The sequence below is a fragment of the Bacillota bacterium LX-D genome (genome assembly GCA_031628995.1).
GTDB lineage: Bacteria > Bacillota > DUOV01 > DUOV01 > Zhaonellaceae > JAVLUO01.
The window spans coordinates 1-20,078 of the sequence record JAVLUO010000018.1; the positions used below are offsets into that span (position 1 = coordinate 1).

General features: G+C 34.5%; 19 protein-coding genes, 1 tRNA gene and 2 pseudogenes. 3 read left to right on the forward strand and 19 right to left on the reverse strand.

Going from position 1 to position 20,078, the window contains the following annotated elements; all coding sequences use genetic code 11:
• Window positions 1-126: 126 nt before the first annotated feature.
• From RDV78_10825 to RDV78_10860, 8 genes and pseudogenes are all read right to left on the reverse strand, one after another.
• Window positions 127-1,506, reverse strand: a complete 1,380-nt coding sequence (locus tag RDV78_10825) for a SpoVR family protein (protein MDS1030929.1) — start codon at window positions 1,504-1,506, stop codon at window positions 127-129.
• A gap of 4 nt (window positions 1,507-1,510) precedes the next feature.
• Window positions 1,511-2,677 carry a sporulation protein YhbH gene (gene yhbH, locus RDV78_10830; GenBank protein MDS1030930.1) on the reverse strand — a complete coding sequence of 389 codons (1,167 nt, stop codon included), beginning with the start codon at window positions 2,675-2,677 and terminating at the stop codon, window positions 1,511-1,513.
• 5 nt (window positions 2,678-2,682) lie between these two features.
• Window positions 2,683-4,605 carry a PrkA family serine protein kinase gene (locus tag RDV78_10835; GenBank protein ID MDS1030931.1) on the reverse strand — a complete coding sequence of 641 codons (1,923 nt, stop codon included), beginning with the start codon at window positions 4,603-4,605 and terminating at the stop codon, window positions 2,683-2,685.
• A 241-nt stretch (window positions 4,606-4,846) separates the two neighbouring features.
• A pseudogene (locus RDV78_10840) lies at window positions 4,847-4,948 on the reverse strand (MgtC/SapB family protein).
• 106 nt (window positions 4,949-5,054) lie between these two features.
• Window positions 5,055-5,633, reverse strand: coding sequence for a stage V sporulation protein AE (locus RDV78_10845; GenBank protein ID MDS1030932.1), 579 nt, complete (start codon window positions 5,631-5,633; stop codon window positions 5,055-5,057).
• A gap of 5 nt (window positions 5,634-5,638) precedes the next feature.
• A complete protein-coding gene (gene spoVAE, locus RDV78_10850) occupies window positions 5,639-5,995 on the reverse strand; it encodes a stage V sporulation protein AE (GenBank protein MDS1030933.1) in 357 nt (118 codons plus the stop codon).
• A 15-nt stretch (window positions 5,996-6,010) separates the two neighbouring features.
• Window positions 6,011-7,024 (reverse strand): stage V sporulation protein AD, encoded by a 1,014-nt coding sequence (gene spoVAD, locus RDV78_10855; GenBank protein ID MDS1030934.1) that lies wholly within the window; start codon window positions 7,022-7,024, stop codon window positions 6,011-6,013.
• Between the two features lie 21 nt (window positions 7,025-7,045).
• The gene (locus RDV78_10860; GenBank protein ID MDS1030935.1) at window positions 7,046-7,459 is read right to left on the reverse strand and encodes a SpoVA/SpoVAEb family sporulation membrane protein; all 414 of its coding nucleotides are present in this window, start codon (window positions 7,457-7,459) and stop codon (window positions 7,046-7,048) included.
• 227 nt (window positions 7,460-7,686) lie between these two features.
• On the opposite strand from RDV78_10860, the gene RDV78_10865 reads away from it, so the two are divergent.
• Complete coding sequence (locus tag RDV78_10865) at window positions 7,687-8,841, forward strand: DUF1015 domain-containing protein (GenBank protein ID MDS1030936.1); 1,155 nt, start codon at window positions 7,687-7,689, stop codon at window positions 8,839-8,841.
• 32 nt (window positions 8,842-8,873) lie between these two features.
• Here RDV78_10865 and RDV78_10870 read toward each other — a convergent pair whose 3' ends face one another.
• The 4 genes from RDV78_10870 to RDV78_10885 are packed head-to-tail and all read right to left on the reverse strand — an operon-like array spanning window position 8,874 to window position 12,639.
• Window positions 8,874-9,812: a P1 family peptidase gene (locus RDV78_10870; protein ID MDS1030937.1), complete on the reverse strand. Its 939-nt coding sequence runs from the start codon at window positions 9,810-9,812 to the stop codon at window positions 8,874-8,876.
• Between the two features lie 30 nt (window positions 9,813-9,842).
• Window positions 9,843-10,997, reverse strand: a complete 1,155-nt coding sequence (locus RDV78_10875) for a glycosyltransferase family 4 protein (GenBank protein MDS1030938.1) — start codon at window positions 10,995-10,997, stop codon at window positions 9,843-9,845.
• 26 nt (window positions 10,998-11,023) lie between these two features.
• Window positions 11,024-11,668 carry a pyrophosphatase PpaX gene (gene ppaX / locus RDV78_10880; protein ID MDS1030939.1) on the reverse strand — a complete coding sequence of 215 codons (645 nt, stop codon included), beginning with the start codon at window positions 11,666-11,668 and terminating at the stop codon, window positions 11,024-11,026.
• A 20-nt stretch (window positions 11,669-11,688) separates the two neighbouring features.
• Window positions 11,689-12,639: a D-alanine--D-alanine ligase gene (locus tag RDV78_10885; GenBank protein MDS1030940.1), complete on the reverse strand. Its 951-nt coding sequence runs from the start codon at window positions 12,637-12,639 to the stop codon at window positions 11,689-11,691.
• A 187-nt stretch (window positions 12,640-12,826) separates the two neighbouring features.
• Here RDV78_10885 and RDV78_10890 point away from each other — a divergent pair.
• Window positions 12,827-12,902 (forward strand) — tRNA-Trp (locus RDV78_10890).
• 495 nt (window positions 12,903-13,397) lie between these two features.
• Here RDV78_10890 and RDV78_10895 read toward each other — a convergent pair.
• The 7 genes and pseudogenes from RDV78_10895 to RDV78_10925 all read right to left on the reverse strand — a co-directional run bounded on the left by RDV78_10895 (window position 13,398) and on the right by RDV78_10925 (window position 19,339).
• Window positions 13,398-13,531: pseudogene (locus tag RDV78_10895) on the reverse strand (IS256 family transposase).
• Window positions 13,532-13,815: 284 nt separating this feature from the next.
• Complete coding sequence (locus RDV78_10900) at window positions 13,816-14,037, reverse strand: DUF1657 domain-containing protein (protein ID MDS1030941.1); 222 nt, start codon at window positions 14,035-14,037, stop codon at window positions 13,816-13,818.
• 436 nt (window positions 14,038-14,473) lie between these two features.
• Window positions 14,474-15,091: an ABC transporter ATP-binding protein gene (locus RDV78_10905; GenBank protein ID MDS1030942.1), complete on the reverse strand. Its 618-nt coding sequence runs from the start codon at window positions 15,089-15,091 to the stop codon at window positions 14,474-14,476.
• On the reverse strand, window positions 15,088-17,061 hold the full coding sequence (locus RDV78_10910) for a DUF1430 domain-containing protein (protein MDS1030943.1): 1,974 nt from the start codon (window positions 17,059-17,061) through the stop codon (window positions 15,088-15,090). The genes RDV78_10905 and RDV78_10910 overlap by 4 nt, the downstream gene beginning before the upstream one ends.
• Before the next feature lie 107 nt (window positions 17,062-17,168).
• Window positions 17,169-18,380: a HAMP domain-containing sensor histidine kinase gene (locus RDV78_10915; GenBank protein ID MDS1030944.1), complete on the reverse strand. Its 1,212-nt coding sequence runs from the start codon at window positions 18,378-18,380 to the stop codon at window positions 17,169-17,171.
• Window positions 18,368-19,042, reverse strand: a complete 675-nt coding sequence (locus RDV78_10920) for a response regulator transcription factor (protein MDS1030945.1) — start codon at window positions 19,040-19,042, stop codon at window positions 18,368-18,370. The genes RDV78_10915 and RDV78_10920 overlap by 13 nt, the downstream gene beginning before the upstream one ends.
• 45 nt (window positions 19,043-19,087) lie before the next feature.
• Window positions 19,088-19,339, reverse strand: a complete 252-nt coding sequence (locus RDV78_10925) for a hypothetical protein (GenBank protein ID MDS1030946.1) — start codon at window positions 19,337-19,339, stop codon at window positions 19,088-19,090.
• 126 nt (window positions 19,340-19,465) lie between these two features.
• On the opposite strand from RDV78_10925, the gene RDV78_10930 reads away from it, so the two are divergent.
• The gene (locus RDV78_10930; protein ID MDS1030947.1) at window positions 19,466-19,915 is read left to right on the forward strand and encodes a helix-turn-helix domain-containing protein; all 450 of its coding nucleotides are present in this window, start codon (window positions 19,466-19,468) and stop codon (window positions 19,913-19,915) included.
• Window positions 19,916-20,078: the final 163 nt, after the last annotated feature.

Sequence of the window (20,078 nt, forward strand, 5' to 3'; positions counted from 1 at the left end):
TGGACACCCTTGTCTTAGGCTAACGGTTGGCACTATCAACCCCCGTATCGGACTTTCACCGACGAGCAAGCGCCCATGCTGGGCGCACAAATAAAAGACTCAAGGTAAAACTTGAGTCTAAATTGATTATTGAGCGTAAGTAATAATACTTACTTTATTTTGTTCGTCACATGATATAATTGTTTTTTTATTATCCATAATTGTTTTTAACTCTACTCGAGCTCCCCATAAACTTGCTATGTATTTAAGAGTTTCTTCCGCATATTTACATTGTAGTTCTCTGCCATCATAAACATGCTCTAAAAACAAGCATTTATCTTTTTTATTCAAATCAGTTACTCTAATCAGGGGTATTAAACCCATTCCGACGTTATTACTTAAATCACTCCGTATTTTTTCCCAACCGAGCTCATCGGAAATTTCTTCAACTACATAGTCACTTCCTTTTTTCTTATATTCAAATAAATTTAACTTAGCACAAAGATCTTCTGTTAGATAACGTCTAATAAATGATTCATCTCTATCTAGAAGCCTTACCTCAAATATTTTGTCCTCCCCATAACGTTCCACTAGATCGTGATAAATTTCAAATCCTAGGTAATAGGGATTAAGTCCTCCTCTCTGAGGTGCCACAACATCATTATGCCGTTTTATAAATTCTAAATGTAGAGATTGTGGTAAATCCAACTTTTGTAAAATACGATAATGCCAATAGCTGGCCCATCCTTCATTCATAATTTTAGTTTCAATTTGCGGGATAAAATATTTAGTTTCTTCTCGAACAATGCTTAAAAGATTTTGTTGCCACTCCGTAAGATCCCCGTATTCCATAAGAAAGTAAATAATATCTTCATAGGGTTCCAATGGAATTTTTGTTAAATCCGGCGGATCTATCTCTTTAGGCGGTTCCAGAGTATTATAGTTTGAATGTTGATCGTTGTATGTATCTAACAATTTTTGCTTTATTTCTTCCTGAGTTAACTTTCTTTCTCCTACTGTTCTTGCAATTTGAAGCTTTAAACTGTGAGCTGCATTTAGAACCATTTCTACATTTTCGTAGCCGATACTAGGGTCATTAATATAACTTCTAATTGTTCTTGCATGATTTTTAAAACTTTCTATAGTATATTTCGCATCTGTTCCTATTTTAAACAAACGGTTATTTTTGAAAAAATCGTTATGCCCATATACATGGGCTATTGTTAGTATTTGCAGCAGCAGGGAATTCTCCTTCAACAAATAGGCAATGCATGGATCAGAATTAATAACCATTTCATAAGGTAAACCTGTTAAATTATATCTATAAAGTGTTTTTAGTTTTTCATAAGCCTTTCCGAAACTCCAGTGGGGATAGCGAGAGGGCATGCCTAAATAAACTTCGTAAGCTAGCATATCATCATAATTAACAATTTCAAATTCTTGAGGATAAAATTCCAAGCCGCAATCTACTGCCATTTTCTCAATTTTTTCGCTCCAGGTATATAAATCAGATAAGGTATAATCCAAGCTATTAACCCTCTTTCGAATCTTTTTTTAGAACATTCTTTAGGGCAGGCCATAAATCTTCTTTCTTTAATATTGTTGTAATAACAAAATTTTTTGCTTGGATTTTTTCCGCAAACTTTTTCTTAATATTGCTTGAAAACATTCCAGGAAGTATTTCCGTATAACCAAATAAATTACACAAGCTGCACAATTTTTTTGCCGAATCAATTGCTCTAAGATTGTCTTGAGTAAAATTATCTCCATCGCTGACATGAAATGCATAAATGTTCCAATTATTTGGGTTGTAATTTTCTTCGATAACTTCTAAAGCTTTATTATACCCGCTAGAGATAAAGGTTCCCCCCGACTCTACCTTATGGAAAAATTCCTTTTCAGTTACTATTTTAGCTTCGGTAGAATGAGCTATGAAAACAACCTCTACATTTAAATATTTCAATTTTACAAACTGATAGAGTAAGAAAAAGAATGATCTCGCCAAATATTTTTTTGTTTGATCCATAGAACCTGATGTATCCATAATACATATAACTACTGCATTTAATTCTCGTTTTTTTGTCTCCTTAACGCGAAAATACCTTAAGTCATCTTCTTTGAAAGGAAACCTTCCCAGTTCTTGATCTAAGCCTGCTTCTTGCATAAACTTTTTAGTCATTTGTTTGCGTTTAAGTTTTTCAACAACCGTTCGATTTTTAGCCAGCCTTGGCGGTATACCCTTTTTCTGATAACCTGATTTTTTGCAAGAATTTTCAGAAAGTATTTCCGAATACTTTTTTTTCTCTAAATATGGTAAATTTAAAGATTCAAATAGATAATCAATAATTTCTTCAATGGTTACCTCAGTTTCGTAAATTTCTTCACCTGGATCACTTCCTGCTCCATTTTTACCTTGCCCTTGGGCGGAATTATCGGAAAATATTTTATCTCCTCTTTTTTCTGAGCCGTTGCCACTGCTAAATCCAGGCATATTTTTACCGTAAATAAAATGATATTCTTTTAAACCCTTTATCGGAATCTTTATTTTTTTGTCTTTACTTTCACCAATTATACTTTCCTCTGATAGAATGTCCGCCAAGTTTTTTTTAATAGTTTCTTCTGTTAGTTGACGATGTCTTCTCCGATCTTCTATGGAACGGTCTCGTTCAATGGGATTGAATTCCCGGAATATTGCCATTAGGATCAATCCTTCCAAAGATTATTTGCTGCGTATTTTAAAATCACATCACAACAGTGATCGCAGTAACCATTTCTTTTCATTTCTTGAACCATGGAATTATATTTTTCATCCTGTTCTTTATCTCTTACTTTGCTCTTTGTAATAACCCTAGATAATTCTTTTACGGAGGCCGCAAGTTTTTTTTCAATTCCCTCTTTAAGTGGCTCATAAGCTTCATAATTAATTTTGCCTTTGTTGCGCATTAGGTAAAACATGTACGAGGTTACGTCCATTCGAAAACCTTTAGCTGAAGTTTCGGAAATATTAATTTGCTCTTCAATGGAACGCATGAATTTTTCGTCAGGTTCTAACTGTTCACCTGTTGCCTTATCTTTCAATTTTGCTTTGTTAACATAAGCCTCAGCATGATCCAAGTAATTATTAAATAGACTTTCAGCTTGCTCTTTATAGCTATGAATAAATGCCCGAGTAATTTCTTTTTCCAAAACTTTATTGTATTCTTTGCGAATTGTGTCTTGTAAAAAAGTTAAATATTTTTCCTTAACATCCTCTGCTGAATCCAGTTCTTTAACTGATTTAATCAAATGTTCAATAACAATCAATGGATTAATACAGTTATTCTCTGAATTGGCCAAAGCTTTGTCAATTGCTTTAATAATAAAACGTGTAGAAATGCCTGTCATGCCTTCTTTTAAACCAGCCTCTTCACGAAGTTCATTTATATCTATTTTTTTAGTCATTCCTTTTTCCAGAATTTCCTCTGCATTATAAATTTTTAATTTTGTTAGTGGATCAACTTTATTTGAAGGCGTAAGTCTGGATAGTATCGCAAACATAGCAGCTACCTCAATTGTATGAGGAGCCATATGAGCCTTAAAATTACTTTTGCGAAGAATTTTTTCGTAAATTTTTATTTCTTCATTTAATTCTAAACAGTATGGTACTTCAATTTTGACAATTCTATCTAAAATAGCTTCATTTGTATGGTCAGATTTAAACTTATTCCATTCAGCCTCATTAGAATGAGCTAAGATAATGCCGTCAAAATAAATCATTGAACCCTTACCAGGCGACGGAATTGATTTTTCCTGTGTTGCCGTAATAATAGTGTGTAAGTATTCTACGTCATTTTTAAATACTTCTATAAATTCAACTAAGCCTCTATTTCCAACATTAAAAGCACCATTTAATGATAAAACTCGAGGATCATCTTCGGAATATAAATCCATCTTAGATATGTCTACAGAACCTACCAATACAGATGTGTCTTGGTTATTTGGATCAACTGGAGGTACAACCCCAATCCCCTTTCTGGCTCTTACCGAAAAATCTGTAGTAATCACTGGAAACCTTTCATACTCATTATGAAATTCCTCTTTTAATTTATACCGGCAAATAGGACATAAATCTCCTTCTATCTGTACCCCTAATAGTTCTTCAAAATTAGCACGTAAATGTTTGGGGATTAGATGTAAAGGTTCTTCCCGCATAGGGCATCCCTTTAAAGCAAAAATAGGCTCACTAATTTCTAAAGCTTTCTTTAAAGTTTCCACTAAAGATGATTTACCCGAACCAACTGGTCCAACTAAATATAAAACCTGTCGTGCTTCTTCTCCCTTCATGGCTGCAGCGTGAAAGTAGCTAACTATTTTCATTAAAGTTTTATCAATTCCAAAAAAATCTTCCTTAAAAAAGTTAAATTTTTTAATTGTATCATTTCCATGTAATTTTCTAGTTCTTAGGTTATCTTCAGGTTTATAAACATTATATCCGTAACTAATAATAATATCGTACATTCTTTTATGGGCAAGTTTAACCAAATCAGCATTCTTTTTAACAATCTCTAGATACTCTAAAAATGTACCTTCAAAATTGTTAGCCTTTCTAGCTTCTCTGTCTTTTTCAATTAATTGCTTAAATTCCATTAAAAATCCCTCCAATGTTTATCGGGGTTTTTTGTTAATAGAAGATAAACTCCCTTTACAAAATTTATATGAGTAACATTAGAATTTAACAACAATAATTTAGCTTTGCCAAAATGGCAAAGCTAAATTATTCAATAATAATATTTTTTACGCCTTTAATTCTCTGCAACTCACTTAATAAATTTGCCGTTTTCCCTAAACCTAAAATATCTGCTAAAATAAATAGTTTAAGATCTTTAAAAACTAAAATATGGGTCCTTAGTCCAGCATTATTATTGCTATACTCTCTTTCATAGCCAATTATTCCACCTAGGAAAATAGCTAAAATCAAACGCCAAATTATTTAAAATAATTAATATCCATCTAACACCTCCTTGTAAGATAATCATTATAACTTAAAACTTTTTTATTACATTAACTAAAAGCAAAATACTGGCAAAAGCCAGTATTTAGCCATTCACAGGTAGGTTATACCCGTTTTTTTTTAATATTTCGATTATCGCCTTTGTTGTTACAGGAGAGCTTCTTTTTATATCGTCTGCTCCATCCATTTTCCCTGTGTCTCCAGTTCCAATTACAATTGGAATATTCAAATGATTTAATGCATCTACCGTATCCCCGTATAAGATATTGGAGTGGGATGGTAGGGAATTTCCAAATTTATCAACAGCTTGATCTACAAGTGTTCCTTCACTTGTAACGGAATAATCTACTTTAATTCCTTTAGTATTTGATGTATTAGATGCAACTGCTACGGCTCCTAATATTTCAATGTCAGGATCTTTGCCTATATACTCCATGGCCTTTTCTCCAGGCCCTTTAGAACAACAACCTCGATCATCAAACATTACAAAGACAGGATCATGATGCGCTTGTTTTATCAGTTCTACAATTTCACTCCCCTTTAGTGGAGTTGGATTACCCGCTGATAAAGAAATACACCTTCCTCCTACTTTTTGAGCAATATTTTCTATGCACCTCTGGGCTACCTTATCACCATCTGTAATGATAATAACTTTTCTTTTCATCTTTATTAACCTTTTGGATTGAATACATTTGCCACAATATAACCAAAAGCAACTGCAGCCGCAATACCAACAGCAGTCGCTTCCAGGCCTCCACCTAAAACACCTAGTACACCCTTAGTTTTTGCACCTTCAATTGCGCCTTGGGCTAGGGAATGACCAAAGCCGCTTAATGGTATAGTAGCACCAGCCCCCCCTAAGTCCACCAGAGGTTGGTATAGATTAAAAGCACTTATGATAGCACCTGCACAAACATATCCTACCATCACATGAGCACTAGTAATATTAAATGGAGTTAAATCAACTATTAACTGCCCAATCAAACAAATAACACCGCCAACAATAAAGGCCATTAGCAAAGACATTTTTTACCTCCTAAATTATATTTCTATAGCAACAGCATGACCAATTCCCGGTATTGACTCCCCCTGTTGTACAGTACAAGGACTTAAAAGAGCACCAGTTCCTACACCCAATATTTTCTTATATTTGCCACTTTGTAGTTGCTTCATTAAATAACCAGCAGTCACTACAGCACAACAACCACAACCACTGCCTCCTGAGTGGACATCTTGTCCTGGATGAAATATTAAAATTCCACAGTCCGTATAATTTGAAGTCAAATCTATTTTTTGTTGTTCTGCTAATTTTATAGTTAAAGCATGTCCAATGGTAGCTAAGTCTCCTGTAATAATTAAGTCATAATATTCAGGGCTGCGCCCAGTGTCCTTTAAATGCCGAATAATAGTGTCCGTTGCTGCTGGTGCCATGGCACTGCCCATATCGTTGGTATCCTTAATTCCTAAGTCAATAACTTTTCCAACTGTAGCATAAGTTATACGCGGTCCTTCTCCCTGATTAGCTATTACAACTGCTCCAGATCCCGTAACAGTCCATTGGGAATTTAAAGGGCGCTGTACTCCCTGTTCCGTTGGAAACCTATATTGCTTTTCTGCAGAAGCATAGTGACTGGAAGTAGCTGCTAAAACATAATTGGCAAATCCACCATCCACTAAAATTGCCCCTAACATCATACTCTCATACATAGTTGAGCAGGCTCCGTACAATCCGAAAAATGGAATACTTAACTGTCTTGCCGTGTAATTAGCACTAACAGTTTGGTTTAATAAATCACCTGCAAACATGCAATCAATATCTTGTGGTTCTAGGTTTGCTTTTTCTAAAGCGATCTTTAGCGTAGATTCTAGCATTGTTTGCTCTGCTTTTTCCCATGACTTCTGACCAAAGTAAATATCCTTACTAATATGATCAAAATAATTTTTTAATGGTCCCTCTCCTTCTTTTGGACCAACTACAGCTGCAGAAGATATAATAACTGGCGGATTGGCAAAAGAAAATGTTTGTTCCCCAACTTTTTTACTTGCTTGATTCATAATATCCTCCCGAAAATTTAATTACACTAAAAAGTAATAAATAAAACCAATCAAAATAGAAATTATAAAGCCGTAGGTTAAGACGGGTCCAGCAATCGTAAAGATTTTAGCGGCAATTCCATAAATAGGACCTTCTGTTTTAGCTTCAAGAGCTGGAGCAACAATAGAATTAGCAAATCCAGTAATTGGAATCATCGAGCCAGCACCAGCAAATTTAGCAATATTATCATAAAGCCCTAAACCAGTTAGTAAAGCCCCTATACCTATCATACAAACAGTTGTTGCTGTTCCAGCATCCTTAAGGTTTAAACCTAACGCCAAAAAGCCATTTAAAATAAGCTGGGCAATTAGACAAATTAGACCCCCACTTAAGAAAGCTCCCACTGCATTTCGGATTAGGGGAGGTTTAGGTTGCACTGATTTAACCATTTTCATATATTGCTCTTGTTGATATTGTTTATAATCCTTAACCTGTTTTTCTAACCCTAAAAATTGTTTAATTGATTTTATCACCTTCAATCACCCCAATTTATTTTTTTCGTTAGCAATGCCAATTATACATAATTGATATAATTTACAAATTGACATGGGTTGTTCTTGCTTGTATTTACATATACATTTATACTTTAGAGAATGGAACTAATTTATGGAGGTTAAATAAAATGATTGACATTATTGGATTAAATGGCATCAGACCCACTCAAGAAATAATCAAGGATTTTACTTGTCCACCCTATGATGTTATAAAACCTGGCACACCCTTAGGGCTTTTTTTAAGCAATAACCCTGATTCTTTGTATCATATTATACTTGGGAATGAGCCAGAATTAGCTTTAAAAAACTTTTTAGAAACTAACAAGCTAGTTGAAGATAGCAAACCTTGTTACTATATTTATGAACAGACCTATGGAGAGCAACAGAGAACTGGAATATTGGCAGCAGTAGAGGTTTCAGACTATAGTGAAGGTAAAATAATTAGACATGAAAAAACCTTTAATGATAAGGTCAAAGGCAGGCTAGAGTTAAGTAGAAAAACTGGATTTACTTTCGAACCAATTTTTCTTTTAACCAAAGCTCCCATATCCTCTATCTTGACTGAAATTAAAAAAAGTATAGAGCCATTTTATGAGTTCACTTCCGATTTTGCAAATTTATCAGACCTGCATAATATAAAAAACAAAATTTATCGAGTCGAAGAAAAAAGTAAATTTGGACTTCGTTTAAAAGAAGCTATAGGGAATAAGTCACTTTATATTGCTGACGGACATCATCGGTATCATGCGGCACTTATAAACAATCAGACACATTGTCTAGCATATATCTGTGAACAGGCTGCAATTCAAGCTTATAACAGAGTTATCAATGGACTAAAACCTTTTTCGAGCATTAAAGACGAACTAAATTTAAGAAAAGTTACGCAATTTCAAACGCCACTTAAACATCAATTTTGCATTTATACTAGAGATGGCATTTACGAATTAAACGCAAGAAATATACCTGATGATATTGTAGGTAAACTAGACTGCAGTATTTTAGAACAAGAATTATACCCCTTACTTGGCTTAACTCATAGTATGATCAAAGAAATTAAACACTTCGATTATTATCCGGAAACTGAACTGGAAAAAATGAAACACTGTGTTGACACTGGAAAATACGATTTAGCAGTAGCACTGCATCCAGTTTCTTTGGAAGAATTAATGGCTGTAGCTGAGGCGGGACTTAAAAATACAAATATTGTAATGCCTGAGAAATCAACTTATTTTGCTCCCAAAATTTTATCAGGAATATTTATCTATCGTCATAAATTAAAATAGTTTTGATAAAAAAGGCAGTTAACTGATAATAGTTAATTGCCTTTTTCATTTGCAGATTCTTGTACCCCTCTACGAACAGCAGTTGCTAACACTTCCGCAGATAGGGCCCCAATAAGATTCACATCTGCTTTTATTTTTCCCGTTGCCACACTAAAAATTGTATCTCCATCATATAAGGTATGAACAGGTCTAATACTTTTAGCCAAGCCATTGTGAGCCATTTGAGCAACTTTATTTACCTCTTCCCTGGTAAGTGCGGCATTAGTAACTATAGCTCCAATAGTCGTATTAGTCATGGGGTTAAACTGTGCATCTTTTTCAGCCATAATATTTAGAGTCGGTAAAAAATTCCCTTTTGGCTGACGTACTCCAGCAATTATGCTCCCATCTTCCCCAATTACTTCACCAAAAGCATTAACTACCACTAATGCTGCTACAATTAATCCGTCAGATGTATGCACTGCCCAATTTCCTATTCCACCAAAACTACAGTAATCCATACCTAAGGCCTTTCCAACAGTAGCTCCAGTCCCTGCTCCTATGGCTCCTTCTGAAATGAGACCACTTTTGGCAGATTGACAAGCCTCAATACCCATTTTTTTATCTGGCCTCGTCTTTGAATTACCAATAGCCAAATCGTATATTACTGCACTTGGTACAATTGGCACAAGTGCTTCTCCAGTATTAAAACCAATGTCTTTTTGTTCAAGGAATTCCATAACTCCGGAAGCAGCATCTAAACCAAAAGCGGATCCCCCTGCCAAGAGAATAGCATGAATTTCCGGAACTAAATGCATAGGTCGCAAAAGATCTGTCTCTCTAGTTCCTGGCGCACCACCCCGTACATCGACACCACCAGTGCTCCCGCGGGGCAGTAAAATAACAGTGCACCCTGTACGGGCTGATTTATTGGATGCATGTCCTACTAATACACCTGGAACATCAGTAACATTGTAATTAATTTTATTCATTTTAACTCCTCATGGAAAATTTTCCTACAATTAACTAACTGCACGATTTTTATAATTTAGGATTTGATTATAATAGCCTAGTAAACATTCAGCTGAATAATTGGATGATATATTTTGCACTGTATGTTTAGCATTATTACCAAACTTAAGCCGCAATTCCGGCTGCCGCAATAAGCGGATAATGGAATGAGAAAAAATATTTAAATCCATTGGCGTTAAAAAGCCATCAATTTCATGTCCAACCATTTCTTTTGTACCAAAAGCCTCTACTGCTACAACTGGCAAACCGGCAGCTTTGGCTTCGCCTAAAACCAAACCCTGAGTTTCAGTAACTGAAGAAAATACAAAAATATCAGCACTTAAATAGGCATTTATAACTTGTTTATGGGAAAGTGAACCAGTAAAAACTACTTTTTTATCAATTTGTAATTTGGAGCAAAGCTGTCGAAAATATGATTCTTGAGGCCCACCACCAACAAGGACTAATGTAGTGTTTGTACATGATCTCAAAATTATTTGAAAAGCACGAAGCAAGAATTCTAAATTTTTTTCTTGGGCCAAGCGGCCTACAAAAAGTAAGATCAAATCTTTAGGCAAAATGCCATAGGTAGCTTGTAACCAATTATGGTCACCGCAACCATACTCTTTTAAGTTAATACCAGTAGGAACTGTACGTATTTGGGAATTAACTCCGTACTGCATTAAAACATTTTGTACTGCCTTAGTTGGTGTTATAACTAAATCACAATTATTACAAAATTCCTTACTAACTTTACGGACTACCCACCTTGTTAAATTCTGGGCAATTGGTAAATAGTGTACATAATGATCGTATAATGTATGGTACGTATATACTAATGGAATGTTATGCTTTTTAGCTGTTTTAGCTCCTAATCTACCTAAAAGAAAGGGAGAGTGCACATGAATAACATCAATTTTTAAATCCTCTACAGTCCTTCCTAAACTAGGTGCTATAGGAATAGCTAAAGTAAAATCATGTAAAGTTGGTGCGGGGATAGACATAAAACGAAAAACTGCTTTTTCCTTTTTACAGTTAGGATAATTGGGAGCAAAAATATAAACATTATGACCTAAAGAATGAAATTCAGAACGAAATGTCTCAATTGATTGTACTACACCACTAGTATATGGGCGGTAGCTATCACTAAAAAAGGCAATATTCAATTTATCCCATCCTCCAACATATATAATTAGCTATTTTGTACTATACCTAAAAGATCCGACATCTTACCTAGCAAAAAGTTCGGATTTTCTTCCAACACACATTCCTCTGCAAAATGCGACCATTTTACAGCTGCGGTCATAACTCCCGCTCTTTTGGCGCTAGCTAAATCATGAGGACTATCTCCTACCATTAGACAATTTTCAGCTTTAGTACCTAATATTTTTAACGCTAATAATACTGGTTCAGGATCTGGTTTATGTTTACTAGTATCTTCTAAGCCAATAATAGCATCAAAAAGCTTTTCTAAATGATATAACTTTAACCCTCGAATAGCTGTACTTTTAACTTTAGAGGTAACAATACCTAACTTAATATTATTTTTACTTAATGTAACTAGTGTTTTCTGCACTTCAGGAAATATTTTCACCATACTATCGTGGTTTAGTAGGTTATGTTTTCGATAATCGGCAGCAAGTTCTTCGCCTTTGCCCGGACATAAATTCTCCAAGCAATCAATAAGTGGTTTTCCAAAATAAGGAAGCACTTCTTCTTTCTTTACAGATCTCCCTAAATGCTTGTGGGCCACATGTTGAAAACTTGCTAAAATTAGATCTGTTGTATCTAGCAGTGTTCCATCTAAATCGAATAATACTGCATTAATTAGTCCCATAAATTCCTCCTAATTACTAGTTATCTTATGTCTTCTCTACCTAGACCCAAATTAACAATCATTTGGATTAAATCAGGAAAATTAATACCAGCTGCTTTCGCAGCGTCTGGCAATAAACTTGTTTCCGTCATACCAGGAATTGTATTTACTTCCAGTACATATGGTTGATCATTTTGATCAATTATAAAGTCTATACGAGAAAAGCCACGGCACCCTATGGTCTTATATGTTTTAAGAGCTAAGTTTGTCACTTTTTTTTCTAATTCCTTAGATAAACGAGCAGGAATAATATGTTCACTTAAACCTACTGTGTACTTTGCATCATAATCATATACTCCTGTTTTTGAAACTATTTCAATTAAGGGCAATGGAAATGGATAATTATTTCCTATTATCGATACTGTTACTTCCATACCTTGAATTAATTTTTCAATTAAGATGACTGGGTCATATTGCAGAGCTTTATTAATAGCTTCTGCTAACTCCTGTTCATCCTTTACAAAATAAATCCCAATTGTCGAACCCTGAGTTGGTGCCTTTACAACTACCGGGAACTGTAGTTGACTTTTTACCTTTTGGATAGAAAAATCCATACCTTTTTGACTGATCTCGGTAGGAGATATAGTAACAAAATTAGCAGTTGGTATACCCTCATAACATAAAATTTTTTTTGTATAAATTTTATTCATTGCTAGAGAACTTGTTAACACATCACAACCTGTATAAGGTATTCCTAAAATCTCCAACATACCTTGAATAGTACCATCTTCTCCAAATTTGCCATGCAAAGCTATGAAAACCAAATCCGGTTTTATTCTATATAATTCCTCAATAATTGAGCCTGAAGCATCGATTTTAAACGCTTCATATCCTTTTGCTATTAATGCTCTATAAACCGCCTCTCCTGTTTTAATTGAAATCTCCCTTTCGGATGATTTGCCTCCGTATAAAACAGCAATTTTTTTAAGCATAGCATTACCCCCGTCAGGTATATTGAAATACCATTTAAAATTCGCTTATGATGTTTTTATTCGTTAGAATAAAAAAAGATACCTGCTTTTGCTCTAAATTAAATACTAAAGTTGTATTTTTCCCTTTAACAATTATATTATTTTCATTGACTAATTAGCTAGAACAAAGTATAATAATATCTGCAGTAGGGGAGTAGCTCAACTGGTAGAGTAGCGGACTCCAAATCCGTTGGTTGCGGGTTCGATTCCTGTCTCCCCTGCCATTAAAATCAATAGTTTTAAGAGCTTTTGATTTTTAAAAATTAGTTTAACGTAAATTGCAAACAAATCGCAAACATTTGATATTATCATGTGTTTGCGGTTTTTGTTTATTTGCCTATAAGATACTCTTCTAATTGTTAAATTGAATCTTTCTCGTATTCAAATTCCGAGTGGCTATATTCGGTAAGTGTGAATCCGGGATCAACATGCCCGGCAAGAGTACTTGCTGTTTTATAGTCTACTTTTAAATCTTGTATTAACATTGAGACAAAAACATACCTTAAGTCGTGAAATTTTATTAAAGGCAAATTGCTTTCTATAATAAGATTATGAAATTTATTACTTATAGCGGACTTGCTAAAATAAAGGAGTCCATTGATAAAACGACCGACGAAACCTCTGCAGCCTTGATAAAAGAAGGCTCATCAGACAGTTAGAAAATAAAATAAAGAATGGCAAAAAATAACCTGCTACTTGAGTTAAATTGGTAGCAGGTTATAGCCAAGGTGTTCATCCATTTCAGCTTCTAAAATTTCTTGTAGTGTGATTTTAAATAATTCTTTTAGTTTTTCTTGAATGTCTTCTACACTTTTACAGCCCTTGCCAGTTCTTTAGCAAAAGAGTTTTGCATAAATGATCATCTCCCTTAATGGTAAGTTTAACCAAATACACAAAACTCTTTACATTCTCGATAATTCTGAAATATTGGCCCAGATTCTTTGCTCTAGCCATTCCTCGTGTTGTATTAATCCAGTTTGAGGTTCACATATGAAATTTGTTGATTGGCAAACCAAGCTTTTGAGACTAGTTTTTATCCAGAATAAGTGAAAGTTCAATGTAATTTAACTACCCTTATAATTTAAAGTTATAAAAATGGAAAAAACAGATTCTGCTTCTTCCTAGTCCGGAATATGATTACATATTTTCAGGAGAAAATACTTTATATTGAGGTTCTTGTTCTTCAATATAGCTTATTCTACCTGATAATCCTTGACAAATGTTTTCAATTTGATGAGCATAATCGGAAAACATTTGCTTAGCTCCTTTGTCATCAGTATCCAAAGCAAAACCTTTTAAAGTTGCAGCAGCACTTTCTAAACCAGCTAGGGTTTGATGCATTTTTGTTCCAACTGTCATTTGTGTAACCTCCTGTTTTGTTTTTTATTGTGAACAATGTTATTATTAATACTTTGACTCTATAATATAAGTTTCAAAAATTGTATTTTTTAATTATTATTTTGAAACTAAATTTAATTGTTTAAAGTAATATCTAGAATCCGTTGAAGAGTTTTTTCACGACAAGCATCAATTGCAGTAAAATCCATATTAGGTATGTAGTATTTTTCCATTTTATCGTGAGTTGACTTGGCACGAGCAATATAAGCTACAGCTTTTACAAAAGCACTTTCATACCTTTCCTTGGCTTCAGCTAATCGGATAAAAATGGTTGCAAAGCTGTTTGCTTAACGTATTGACTAGTGTCAAGAATATAGTCTTCACCTTTAGCTAGATAAAGATGAGGTTCGGAGCTAGTAATTACCCCTATTTTTAACTGAGGAAGGACTAGATGTTTCTAATTTGGCAGAGAAACTAGGGAGCAATGGTAGGCTTTTTTAATATCCTCATCATGTGTAACAAGTATGATTGTTTTACCTTGTTCATTGAGTTGTTTTAAAATGTTGAGTACAGCTTCGGCATTATTCTTATCAAGAGAACCAGTTGGTTCATCAGCCAAAATAATATCACATTTTTTAAGCATAAGCCGAGCTAACGCCACTCTCTGCTGTTCTCCTCCTGATAAAGTGTATACCTTTTTGTTCAACTTATCTTTAAGTCCAACGATCTCTAAAGCTTCCTCGATAGTTATATCGTTCTTGCAGTCTTTCCGAACCAGCTTTAAGTTTTCCTTAACCGTTTTGTTATCCACGAGAGCAAAGTTTTGAAAGAGAAATCCGACTTTATTCCTGAAATATTTTAATTGGTTCTTCCTCTTGCTGACATCTATACCATCCACAAGAATTTCACCGCTGTCAATTTCTTCGATGGCTCCAATCATATTAAGAAGCGTTGTTTTTCCGCATCCACTGGGACCTGAAAAGATGACAAACTCTCCATCTTCAATGTTCAGGGTTAGATTTGAAAAAAGAATTTTATCCTCAAATGCTTTAGATACATTTTTAATTTTTATCATAAATTGCCTCCTTTTAATATCTTCTGTATGCTGGATTCTTCTATTTTACGGATATAAGAGAATATCACGGAGGCTTCCAGAATTAAGATGAACGCTCCCCCCACTGTGATATAATACACTTCCTCCACATTTGTTATAACTCCAACGGCAACTGCTGCAACAATACTGATTGCTGTGCTAATAATAGTCATCAATAGGATCTTCTTATTTTTCTCCATGGTGCTGTACCCCAATATCTTTTTTATGGAAAGTTCAATGGCATAGACTTCGTATTCTAAGCGAATAATGGAATGAATAATGATCAGCTCTAAAATCAGTACCAAAATGCTGAGAATCACATTCATATACAGAACACTTTTTACAATGCCCCATTGATATTCATATTTTTCCAGTACATTGGTTGTACTGTGAAATTGATCTGCCAGACCGTACTCTTCAATAAATGCATCAAACTCATTCTGAGATATTTTATACATAATGTCATGTTGGTAAGTTGACTTAAAAGCCTTCTCATTTATTGGATAGGTTGCGGTATTCGCCGCTGTATTGTTATAAATAATAATCGGATTTTTTATAAGATCACTGCCGTTTAGGAAAAATTCATCAATACTAATGATCTCAATATTATCTTCATAATAGATAACGCCATAATCATACTGGTAATAATCCCCTTCATATACCTTGATCCGGTGGTTCAGTCTGTCTATGATCTCTTTATCATTAGACAGATCTTTAGGAAGGATAAAGTAGATGTCCTTTTTCAAATCTGCATCCCTAAGCTCTTTAATGTGACCCGACAAATAATCAAATGCATTTTTATTCGCTAAAATTGTATCATCCTCTTGTGACTGAGTGATATTCACTAATGTGGTGGCATCAAAGGTTTCAAAAAACCTTCTATAAAAGGTTTCATTCATTACCGCATCCTTTTCAATATTACTATCAATAGTGCCGTCACTGTTCATAGTGGTCTTATAGCCTAAATTGGTGTAATAATAGCCGGCATGCTCTTCAAAAAATGGCCGCTGCTTATAAAATTTGTATCCTTCAAAGATAGCTGCAATATTGCCGGAAATAATCAGAACAGTGAGAATTACTGTTATAAGTTTCATCCCATAATTTATAGCCAATAGCTTTTTCGGGACTTTAACATTGGAGAATACTTCCTTTAAGTCATAAAAATAAAGATTAAAATAGAAGAACGCATTGATAACCAGCATTGCTAAAAACATAGCCAGGGAAATTGAAAACTTAAAAACCACATTACTGTAGCTGGACATTAGCAGCAGTGATAAAAGAAATACCACCCCAAATGCAAAGGTATCTAATAAGATGTTTTTCCAAATGATTTTGCCGATTCTTTCACCTAATGATATTCTGATAAAGTTTTCTTTTTTCTGCAAAATCACATCATAAAAGGACAGGAAAAGAATCACGATGTCAATGAGCAACCAGATAAAGAAGGTGTTCTTCGAGGACTCCCTGTCAGGATAACCTGCTTTGGGATGATTTCCGGCATACTTGTCAATCAAATCTATTTTGAACTGGTGAACTTTCTCTTTGCTGCCAATGACATTATAATCATTTATATTTGCAATATTGGGAATGTCTTTAAAGTCAAAGAAATTCACCCGTGTTGTTCCTAACAATAAGCTTTTATATTCCTTTTCAAAAATCTTTAGCTTATCATTGATGTGCTTTTCAACACCTTTACTCCCATAAATATTGATCTCTTTAAGAAATGTGCTGGGAACAGTTGAAGTGAGTGCAAATACCTCAACGTCATTACGCTCTGCAGAATCAAGAATATCCTGAATCATTTCATCAGCGGTTGTGTTCTCTTGCAAATACATCGTTGTATTAGAAAACACAGCATTAAAGTTATTTAAATACAACTGATGACTTTCTCCTATGATCAGCAGTCCCATCATAATCACAATAAAACTAACAATAAATTTAATTTTCTTCAATGAATACCCCCCTTGTAAAATAGACATAAATAAAACTCTTCTAATTTCAAACGAAGTGCTTTTCGTCATCACAAGAAGAGTATAAAGTATAATATTCAACTTTTTATCTACTTTTCGGTGGAGTTTATAAACTTAAAGATTGCTGTAACTTTCGCACCACCATTTGATGCATTATTTAAAATAAGTTGTCCTCCGTGCTTTTCGCAAATGACTTTGCAGATATTAAGTCCTAGCCCGACATGCACTTTGTCAGGTTCTTTTTTATCGCGGTAAAAGGGATTGGTTGCACGTTGAAGAGCTTCTGTTGAAAAGCCAATACCATCATCGGTAATAATAATTGTAAGCATTTCATCTGCTGCCTCACATAATACTGAAATCCTTTGTTTTGCATATTGCACTGCATTCGAGATCAGGTTTTCAAAGGCTTGTGTAACCAAATTTATATCAACTTTTATATTTGAACAATTGCTTTTTGACTCAAATACTATCTTTTTGTCTTTCCCCAAAATACTTGCCGCTTCTTTCAGTCGACTGCTAAAATGATCAAAAGATACGGACTGGGGAACGACTTCAATTTCTTCTAATCTTTGTATAGAATTCATGCTGGCTATATAGCTTTCAAGCCGTAGAATATGGCTGTCCATTGCCGTAATAGTGGAAAGCACTTTATCCTTTGAAACTTTATCCTCCGGAAGATATTTCATAAGAAAATCTGTATACCCGCGTAGAACAGTCAAAGGGGTTCTTAAATCATGGGAAAAAGCTGCATTTAGTTTTTTCCGTTCTTCCATTGCTCTCCACATTTTACGATTATTTTTATCCAGAGAGGAACGCATTTTTTCAAAGGCGTTGCAGAGCTTTCCCATTTCATCTTTTGTGTCATAATAGATTTCAAAATCCAAATCATTGTTCGAAATTTTTTCAGATCCGGAAATCATTAGTTCCATTGGCTTTTTCAGCTTTAATCTATAGAATAGAAGAGGAACACCAACCAGAGAGCTAATACCGAATATGGGGATTAGCACAAAAGGAAGCGCCTGATATGTGGTATATAAAAGCTTATCAATTGGTGTAAAATATTCAATTAATTCTTTTTCTGGATAGTATTGAGTAACAACACTGCCATCATCTTTTACAATCTTAGTATGCGGTACTACTCCGGAACTCAAATACGACCATTTAAGATTAGCCGATAGTTGGTTTGTGTAGTCCAAAGTTGCAGCCGTCAACAGCGCAGCAATGAGGCCGAACCCAAGCATAAATATCATAAAACTGACTGCAATCGGCATATTCTGAAATGCTTTTTTTATCTTACCCATTTATATCCCACCCCCCATACTGTTTCGATATAGGGTTTAGAACCAACAGCCGACAGCTTTGCTCGAATCCTTCGAATATGCTCTGCAATCACAGAACTGTCCCCTTCGCTATCCCATCCCCAAAGGCTCTCATAGATTCGTTCTTTATCAAAAACCTGACCGCTGTTCATAGAAAGGAATTCAATAATCTCAAATTCCTTTTTGGTGAGCGTAACTTTTTCTCCCTGAAAGAAAACTTCCTTTGTCGTATAGTTGATAGCAAGTTCATCTTCAAATTTTGCTTTGTCTTTATTCACTTGACGCTGATCCCGTCTTATATGTGCCGCAACCCGTGCACCTAACTCGTCAATGCTGAAAGGTTTCACAATATAATCATCACCGCCAACAGCAAAGCCGTTTATTTTATCAATATCCTCTACTTTTGCAGTCAAAAACAGTATTGGACAAGAAACAAAATCTCTGATTCTCTTACAGACTTCAATACCGTTAAAGTCTGGCATATTGATGTCAAGCAATATCAAGTCCGGTTGTTTTTCTGCTTGTTTAATAGCTTCCGCTCCGTTTTTAGCTGTTAAAGTCGAATAATTATTTATTTCAAAATAGTCTTTTAGCAAATCGACTACATCTGGTTCATCATCGACAATTAAAATTGTAGTTTTCATCTTCTTACCCTCCAATCTCATTGAGTTATATTATCAAATAATTATCTACTTTTTATCAATAATACAAAAAGATATATCTGTACAGTTAATAAAATTACCTTCCGAATAATTTTTCCGCTTTCCGATTAGATTAAAATTGTTTTCCAGTGCAAGAGTAATAACCAAACATAAAAGATGCCCTAAGCCTAATAAGGCTACACTTTTGTTTCTTTTCAATCCACTAGCGATAATAGTTGTAATGCTTAATAATAAAGACAATAAAATAAATATCCAATAGACAATCCAGTACCAAGACATATTTTCGTTCCTCGCTTTCTATGCTATAATAAGCAAAGGGTTATTATTCCCTTATAGTGTAATTTTGCACTATAAGGGAATAATAATTCAAGCATTATTTTATAATTAAATATTGGAGGAACCAAGATGGATAAAGAACAAGTTATAAATATAGTTTCTAATAAGATAAAGCTTCTTAGAGTTGAAAAAGGATACACCCAAGATAAAATGGCTGACATACTTGGAATATCGAAAAAAACCCTTGTGCAGATTGAAAAAGGCAGAAATTCTGCTAGTTGGGCGATGGTAGTAGCTACCTGTGCCATGTTCAAGGAAAGTGAGGTTTTACAATCCGCGTTAGGCGATGACCCATTAGATATAATAACTATAATTGCCCACGAGCGAATCGATAGTCCAAAGGAGAAGACATTAGGTGGTAACGTATGGTGGACAGAAATTCTCAAAGAAGGTCGTTTTCAACTTCAGCAAAACGTTATTAGTAAACACTATCGTATTTTAGATGAAGATGGCTATCGTTGGTACAGTTCCTTTGATAAGGATAAAACATTAGCCCGTTTAAATGAGTTAAAAAATTAAAGCATATGTCTTTAATTGCTTTGCCAAACCACATTTGATGTACTCTTTCGACTCGATAAAGAGAGGAATCGAGTAGGAGCTGAATAATTAATTAATTCAGCGTCCTCTCACACCACCGTACGTACCGTTCGGTATACGGCGGTTCAATAGAATTAATGTACTT